We start from the raw sequence: 7,535 nt of genomic DNA on the forward strand, positions 1-7,535 counted from the left end.
GGGGCGGGGCGGTGACGGGGCCGGTGGTCATGACCACGAACCTAGGGCGCGGCGGCGCGCGGCCGCGCCCGTGCTCGCCCACGGAGCGGGGGTAGGGCTGCCCCCACCCCCGCGCTGCTCGGGCGCCCGGGACTCCGGGCACCCGGGCGGGCCGGGCGGCCCGGTGCCCGCACGCCCGAGGGGCCGGCCCCGGGCGTCGCCCGGGACCGGCCCCTCCCCTGCCGTGCATGGGGTCACGGTCAGGTCCGTCGGCGCAGGGCCGACGGGTGCGTCAGCCGACGGCGCAGGTCGCGCCGTTCAGCGTGAAGGACGTCGGCGCCGTGTTGGTCCCCGAGTGGGAGCCGTTGAAGCCGATGTCCACCGACGCGCCCGGTGCGAGCGTGCCGTTCCACGCGGCGTTGGTGGCCGTCACGCTCGTGCCGGACTGCGACCAGGTCGCGCTCCAGCCCTGCTGGACGGTCTGCCCGTTGGCGAACGTGAACCGCAGGTTCCACCCGTTCAGCGCGGTGGTGCCGTTGTTGGTCACACGCACCGAGGCCGTGAAGCCGGAGTTCCAGCTGCTGGCCGTGTACCTCACGGTGCACGCACCGGTCGACGTCGGGGTCGGCGTCGGGGTGGGCGTGACCGTGGGCGTCGGGGTGGGCGTCGGCGTCACGGTCGGCGTCGGCGTCGGCGTCACGGTGGGCGTCGGCGTCGGGGTCGGCGTGACCGTCGGCGTCGGCGTCGGCGTGGGCGTCGTGCCGTCGCTCTCGAACAGGCGGTGGTAGTCCGACAGCGCACCCGCGATGGCGGTCTGGGCCCAGAAGCGGTGGTACGTGAACTGCGGGTCGACACCCGTGCTCAGCGCCGTCTGGACCTTCGACCACTGCGGGTCCTGCTTGTAGAACGACCGGATGTCGAGGAACGAGACGCCCGGCTTGATCTGGTCGCCGTTGGGCATGGTGCCCGACCAGCCGTTGGGCACGTAGACCCCGTTGCCGCCCGCGGTGTAGACGTCGTCGAACCGCTGGTAGTCGCCACGCGTCTCGACCGAGGTGACGCCCAGGCCGTCCTGGTTGTGCTCCCAGATCGCGTCGAGCAGGTCCTTGGCGGTGTCGCGCGCCGCGGTGTCGCCCGAGCGGGCGGCGTAGAACAGCAGGGCACGCGCGGTGTCACCGGCGACGCCGACGTCCTGGCCCGAGCTCTTGAGGGTCACCGTGAGGCCGGCGTTGGAGCCCGGGTTCGTCGGGTTCCAGGTGTCGGGCTTGCCGGACCACGTCAGCTCGGACGGGACCGACCAGTTCGCGCCGTCGGTCTCGACGTGGTCGACGACCCAGTCGGCCCACTTGTCGAGGACCTTCTTGGCCTTGGCGTTGCCGGTCTCGTAGTAGAGCTCGGCGATGCGCTGCACGCCCCACGCCTGCATGCCGAACCACTGGTTCGACGGCGGGTCGGCGTAGACGGGTGCCTCGGTGTACGCCATGCCGTAGAACGTCGGCGTACCGGCCGGGGGCTGCGCGTAGGCGCCGTCCCAGCTGTTGGTGGCGCCACCGGCGATCGGGCCGTTGCTGGACTGCAGCCACGTGTAGAACTCGAGCTGCCGCTCGAGCGCCTTGGTCCAGTCGGCCTTGGCGGTCGGTGACTTCGGCGTCAGCGCCGGGTCGTTGGCCAGGGCCCACGCGGCGAACGGGTTCTGGTACCCGAAGTGCGCGTGCGACGAGCTGATGCGCCACGACCACGGCGACGACGTGTCGAGCGCACCGCCCCACGCCATGTACCAGGACAGCAGGTAGTGCGCGGACTCGCGGTTGCTGCCGGCCGGGCAGGACGGCGACGTGCAGCCGATCTGCTTGAAGTACTTGTCGAACAGCGTGTACCGCAGGTAGTCGCCCATCTTGGCGGCCTTGGCGACGGTCTCGGCGACCTGCGCCTGCTTGCCCTGCTCGGTGGCCCACTTGTTGGCCCAGTACACGGCCTCGATGGCGCGCGCGTCGGCGTCGGACGCCGACGTGTACTTCCACTGCTTCGCGTACGACGCGTCACCCGTGAAGATGTCGAGGAACCCGTTGCGCCCGCCCGACGTGAAGTCGTCGCACGTGGGCTGCGGGATCGTCTCCCACACCGACTCCTGCGGGCCGCGCTGGAACGTGTTGATGAGCGACATGCCCTGGTGCGACGGGCCGAGCTGGCAGCCGGGGCCGGGTGCGGCGCCGAAGCCGTAGACGTTGTCGACGTCGCCCAGCCAGTGCATCTGGTAGATGTCCGGCGAGTTGTACGTCGAGCGCAGCTCGGCGGCGAGCGGGTCGCGGCCGACCGAGACGCCGCTGCTGAGCTGCGACGGGTAGTTGCTCGGGTGGTTGTACTCGGCGGCGTACGTGGCCGGCTTGCTCGCGTCGTACGACGCGTTGGTCGGCTGGTCCTCCTTCTGCGGGATCATGTACGTCTCGAGGTTCTTCCACGCGGCGTTGAGCGGTGCCCACTCGCCGGTGGCCTGCCCGTAGAGGGCCTCGAGCCAGATCCAGTAGGAGTACGTCTCGGACGTCGTCTCGTGCCCGTAGTCGGGCGCCTCGACCATGAGCGTCTCGACCGCGTGGTACGGGATGCCCTGCGCGCTGAAGTACCCGTTGGCCGGGTCCTTGATCTTCTCGTACTGCTCGAGGAACCGCTGCTTGTACTCGTCGCTGACGGTGGCGGCGGCCGGGGCCGGACCGCCTCCGGACAGCGCGGACGCGGCCTGGGCGCCGCCCGCGGCCACGAGCGTCACGCTCGTCAGGACGGCCCAGGCCGCTCTGACGGCGCGCCGTCGGGTGGGTGAGGTCATCTTCCGTACCTTTCCTGGCGTCGACCACGCGCGGCCTCGGTGCCGGCGTGGAACCGGCCGGCGGCCTCGGTGCCGCCGGCGGTCCTGCACGAAGGAACGGACCGCTCGACGGGGCGACGCGCACGTCGCGCCCCCGGGCGCGCGGTCTGGACGCGCTCACTCTGGGCGGACGCACAGGGGGCGTCCAGGCCGCGAAACGCTTAGGGACAGCGGTTCGTGGGAGCGTGACCAGACCGCCCGTGGTCGACCGCACGCCGGTGCCGCCCGGCCCGGCCGGGCGGCACCGCGCGGCGGCCTCGCGACCGCGTCAGGTCCAGCGGAACAGGCGCACCGCGACCGGAAGCCCGAGCACCGCCCAGACGGCCATCACCAGCAGGTGGGTGCCCGGGAACGGCTGCCCGACCCACGCCGCCGTCATCGCCTGCGTCGCGGCGCCCAGCGGCGTCCACCGCGCGACCGTCTGCACGACCTCGGGCATGAGCGGCAGCGGCAGCCACACTCCCGCGAAGAACAGCGAGACGAAGTACAGGGTCATGCCCCAGCCGTTGGCCGCGGCGGCCGTCGGGGCGAGCGCCGCGACCAGCGACCCGAGCGCGAACGTCGACAGCACGGCCAGCAGGAACGCGAGCAGGACCGTCCCGACGTGCACGGGCGACGCGATGCCCAGCACGACGACGCCCGCGCCGACGGCCAGCAGCGCGGCGACGACGAGCGTCGCGAGGTTGACCGCGACCTGCGCGACGAGCAGCCGCGCCGGGCCGACCGGGGTCGTCGAGAGCCGCCGCAGCACGCCGCGCTGCCGGTAGGTCGCGACGACCGCGGGGAACGTCGAGAGCGCGACCGTCCCCACGGCGAGGCTGAGGACCGTGGGCGTGTACCCGGTGATCGCCGAGATCCCCGCGAGCGCGGGGTCGTCGTCGTACGGCTGGTCGGCCCACGGCATCACGAGGCCCAGCACCGTCAGCAGCAGCGCGGGGAACAGCAGCGCGAAGAACAGCACCGACGGGTCCCGCAGGAACAGCCGGGCCTCGACGAGGGTCATGCGGGCCAGCGCACCGCCGCCGGCCGCGCGCCGGCGCGCGTCGTGCGGGGCCGGTGCGAGCGCGCCGCGCCCACGCGCGGGGACAGGGGCGCGCGGGGGGACGGGCGCACCCGCCGGGACAGGGGTCGTGGGGCTCATGTCACACCTCCGCAGCGGTCGTGGCGGGTCGGGGGTCGGCGTCGGTCGACGCGGACGGGTCGGCGTCCGCACCCGTGAGGGAGACGAACGCGTCCTCGAGCGACGCGCGCTCGAGACGGACGTCGGTGGTGCGCACCCCCGCGCGCGCGAGCGCGACGAGCGCGTCCTGCACGAGCGCGCCGCCGCCGCGCACGACGAGCGCGCCGTCGGCCACCCGCGCGTCGCGCACGTCGGGCACGTCCGCGAGCGCCGCGAGCAGCGCGGCGTCCGGCACGGGGGCCGCGGGGCGCACGTGCAGCACCTGCTCGCCGTGCGCACGCCGCACGATCTCGGCAGGGGTGCCGACCGCCGCGACGCGACCGGACGCGATGAGCGCGATCCGGTCGCAGAGCCGCTCGGCCTCCTCCATGAGGTGCGTGACCAGCACGATCGTGACGCCCGCGTCGCGGATCGCCTCGACCACGGCCCACGTCTCGCGGCGCGCGTGCGGGTCGAGCCCGGTCGTGAGCTCGTCGAGGATCGCCAGCTGCGGGCGACCGACGAGCGCGAGCGCGACCGACAGCCGCTGCTTCTGCCCGCCCGACAGGTCCTTGAACGCGGTGTCGCGCTTGGCGGCCAGGCCGAGCAGGTCGAGCAGGTCGGCCGGGTCGGCGGGGTCGGCGTAGAAGGACGCGTACAGGTCGAGCGCCTCGGCGACGCGCAGCCGGTCCGGCAGCGCGGACTCCTGCAGCTGCAGGCCGACCTGCTCGTGCAGCGCCGCGGCGTCGCGCGTCGGGTCGAGCCCGAGCACCTCGACCGTGCCGCCGTCGGGCCGGCGCAGCCCGGCGATCATCTCGACCGTCGTCGTCTTGCCGGCGCCGTTGCGGCCGAGCACGCCGTAGATCTCGCCGCGCTCGACGGTCAGCGAGACGTCCTGGACGGCGAGCGTGCTGCCGTAGGCCTTGCGCAGGCGCTCGGCCCGGACGACCGGTGCGGTGGTCATGGTGCCTCCTTCTCGACGTGCGGGGGTACGAGGGTGCGGACGGGTGCGGGCCCGGGCGGCGGGTGCGCGGTGCCGCGGGCCCGGGGTGCGGGCCCGTGGTGACGGCGTGCTGAGGGAGGTGTCGGTCAGGCGGCGGGCGGGCGGATCGCGACGGTCCGGACGACGGCGGCGTACGCCGCGGCCATGAGGGCGACGAGCGCGACCCCGCCGAGCAGCGGCAGCGCGGCCGCCGACCACGTGCGGGCGACGTGCGGCGCGCCGCCAACGCCCTCGAGCAGCAGCGCCACGCCCAGCAGCGGGCCGACCGTGAGCGGCAGCGCGAGCGTCCCCCACCAGCCGGGCGCCCGCTGGTACACGACGCCGACCAGCAGGCCCGACACGTTCGCGGCGACGACGAACAGGACGAGCTCGGCGAGCAGCACGCCGGCCGGCGAGCGCTCGTCGGCGAGCATCGGGTCCGCGATCCGCCAGCCCCACCCGGCGGCGTCGTGCACGGCGCGCTCGGCGAGCACCAGCAGCTGCAGCGCCACCGCGTACGCGACGCCCGTGCCGACCGCGACCGTCAGCGACGCGCGCACGAAGGTGCGTCGGGTCCGCCCGGCGGCGACGTGCACCCGCAGCTGCGCGGCGACGACGAGCACCGCGAGCGAGAACGGGAACCACACGACGCCCTGCCGGGTGTACAGCGACACCGCGGTGCCCACCTCGCCGTCGACGCGCGCGAGCACGACGGTGCCGACCACGACTGCCGTCACGACGAGCACCCAGAACCACACGAACAGCCGGAGGTTGAGCCGTGCCATCCGCGCGGCCGCGTGCAGCACCGGGCCGCGGAGCCGGGCAGGGGTGGTGGTGGTCATCGTGGGTCTCCCGGGCTCGTCGCCGTCAGGCCTGCGCGGACAGGGGCAGCCGCCGCGCGATCACGGCGTACGCGGTGGCGACGGCGAGCACCACGACGACGCCGACGCCCCCGGCCAGGCCGACCAGCGCACGCGGCGCGACCTCCCCGAGCCCGGGCACGTCGCCCGTCGGCGCGACGCCGAGGAACAGCAGCACGAGCAGCGGCCCGACGGTCAGCGGCAGCGTGAGCGTGGCCCACGCGCCCCACCGCTGGTAGGTGATGCCGACGAGCAGGCCCGTGGTGATCGCGAGCAGCGTGAGGACGACGGTGTCGATCGGCAGCGCCCACAGCGGGGCGCGCTCGCCGGCGAGCTGCACCTCGCGGAGGGCGGAGCCCCAGCCCGCGAGGCCGTGCAGCCACCGCTCGACCAGCACGACGCCGGTGAGCACCAGCGCGTACGCGAGGCCGGTGGCACCCGACGCCAGCAGGGTGCCGCGCACGAGGCTGCGCCGGGTCATGCCCGCCGCGACGTGGACGCGCGGGTACGTCACGGCGACCTGGATGGCCTGCGAGAACAGGAACCAGACGAGCGCCTGCCGGCCGTGCACGGCGATCGACACGTCGACCCGCCCCTCGACCACCCATGCCGTGATCGTCACGGCGGCGAGCGCGAGGAGCGCGATGGGCCAGAACCACGCGGCGAGCCGCAGCGCGGCGACGCCCTGGCGGCGCGCGACGTGCAGGCTCGGGGACGGGCGAACCAGCGTCCGGGTCGCCACGGCGGGGGCGGTCGTCGCGGTCATCGGGAACCGCCGGTGCCGGCGGACCGCTGCGGGTCGGTCAGGTGCACGAACAGGTCCTGCAGCGGCACGGGGCCGAGCTCGAGCCCGTCCTGCCGTGCGCGGCGCACGTCGCCCTCCGCGACGCCGCCGCGCACGGTGGCCTGGGTGGTGCCGCCGAGCCGCTGGGTCGCGAGGACCTCGCGCCCGGCGACGAACGCCTCGACCGCGGCGGCGGGGCCGGTGACGGACACGCCCTCGGCGCGCAGCGTCTCGGCGTCCTGCGCGACGAGCACGCGCCCACGGTCGAGCACGACGACGTCCTCGAGGAGCCGCTCGATCTCGCCGATGAGATGGCTCGACAGCACGATCGTGCGCGGGTGCGCCGCGTAGTCGGCGAGCAGCGCGTCGTAGAACGCGTAGCGGCTGGGCGCGTCGAGGCCGAGGTGCACCTCGTCGAGCACGGTCAGCGGCGCGCGCGACGCGAGGCCCAGGACGATCCCGAACGCGGACTTCTTGCCGCGCGAGAGCTTGCCCGGCTTGCGCTTGACGTCGAGCTCGAACAGGTCGAGGAGCTCGCCCGCGAGATCGTGCGAGAACGTCGGGCGCGCGCCGGAGACGTACGCGAGGTTCTCCTTGATCGGGTAGTCGTCCAGCACGTCGCCGGACTCCCGCACGAAGCACACGCCGGGCACGACGCGCTCGTTCTCCCACGGCTCCTCGCCGTCGACGAGCACGCGCCCCGCCGTGGGGCGGCGGAACGCGGCCAGCAGCGAGCCGAACGTGGACTTGCCCGAGCCGTTGCGGCCCAGCAGACCGGTGATGGTGCCGGGGCGGACGGTCAGGCTGACGTCGTCGAGCGCGACGACGTCGCCGAAGCGCTGCGTGACGCCCTGCAGCTCGACGCCCCAGCCGGCGGTGGTCGCGGTCATCGGGCGCCCTCCTCGGGTGCG

At 74.5% G+C, this 7,535-nt stretch carries 6 protein-coding genes; all 6 read right to left on the reverse strand.

The window, feature by feature from the left end; genetic code table 11:
• Positions 1-271: 271 nt before the first annotated feature.
• Positions 272-2,800, reverse strand: coding sequence for a glycoside hydrolase family 48 protein (locus ATM99_RS16180; RefSeq protein ID WP_062103874.1), 2,529 nt, complete (start codon positions 2,798-2,800; stop codon positions 272-274).
• Positions 2,801-3,107: 307 nt separating this feature from the next.
• Positions 3,108-3,980 (reverse strand): ABC transporter permease, encoded by an 873-nt coding sequence (locus ATM99_RS16185; RefSeq protein ID WP_082659939.1) that lies wholly within the window; start codon positions 3,978-3,980, stop codon positions 3,108-3,110.
• Position 3,981: 1 nt separating this feature from the next.
• Entirely contained in the window at positions 3,982-4,962 is a 981-nt protein-coding gene (locus ATM99_RS16190) for an ABC transporter ATP-binding protein (protein WP_062103875.1), read from the reverse strand.
• Positions 4,963-5,087: 125 nt separating this feature from the next.
• Entirely contained in the window at positions 5,088-5,822 is a 735-nt protein-coding gene (locus ATM99_RS16195) for a hypothetical protein (protein ID WP_062103876.1), read from the reverse strand.
• A 25-nt stretch (positions 5,823-5,847) separates the two neighbouring features.
• Positions 5,848-6,606, reverse strand: coding sequence for a hypothetical protein (locus ATM99_RS16200; RefSeq protein WP_062103877.1), 759 nt, complete (start codon positions 6,604-6,606; stop codon positions 5,848-5,850).
• Positions 6,603-7,514, reverse strand: coding sequence for an ABC transporter ATP-binding protein (locus ATM99_RS16205; RefSeq protein WP_062103878.1), 912 nt, complete (start codon positions 7,512-7,514; stop codon positions 6,603-6,605). Before ATM99_RS16205 ends, ATM99_RS16200 begins: the two co-directional genes overlap by 4 nt.
• Positions 7,515-7,535: the final 21 nt, after the last annotated feature.

The organism is Cellulomonas sp. B6 (assembly GCF_001462455.1).
Classification (GTDB): domain Bacteria; phylum Actinomycetota; class Actinomycetes; order Actinomycetales; family Cellulomonadaceae; genus Cellulomonas.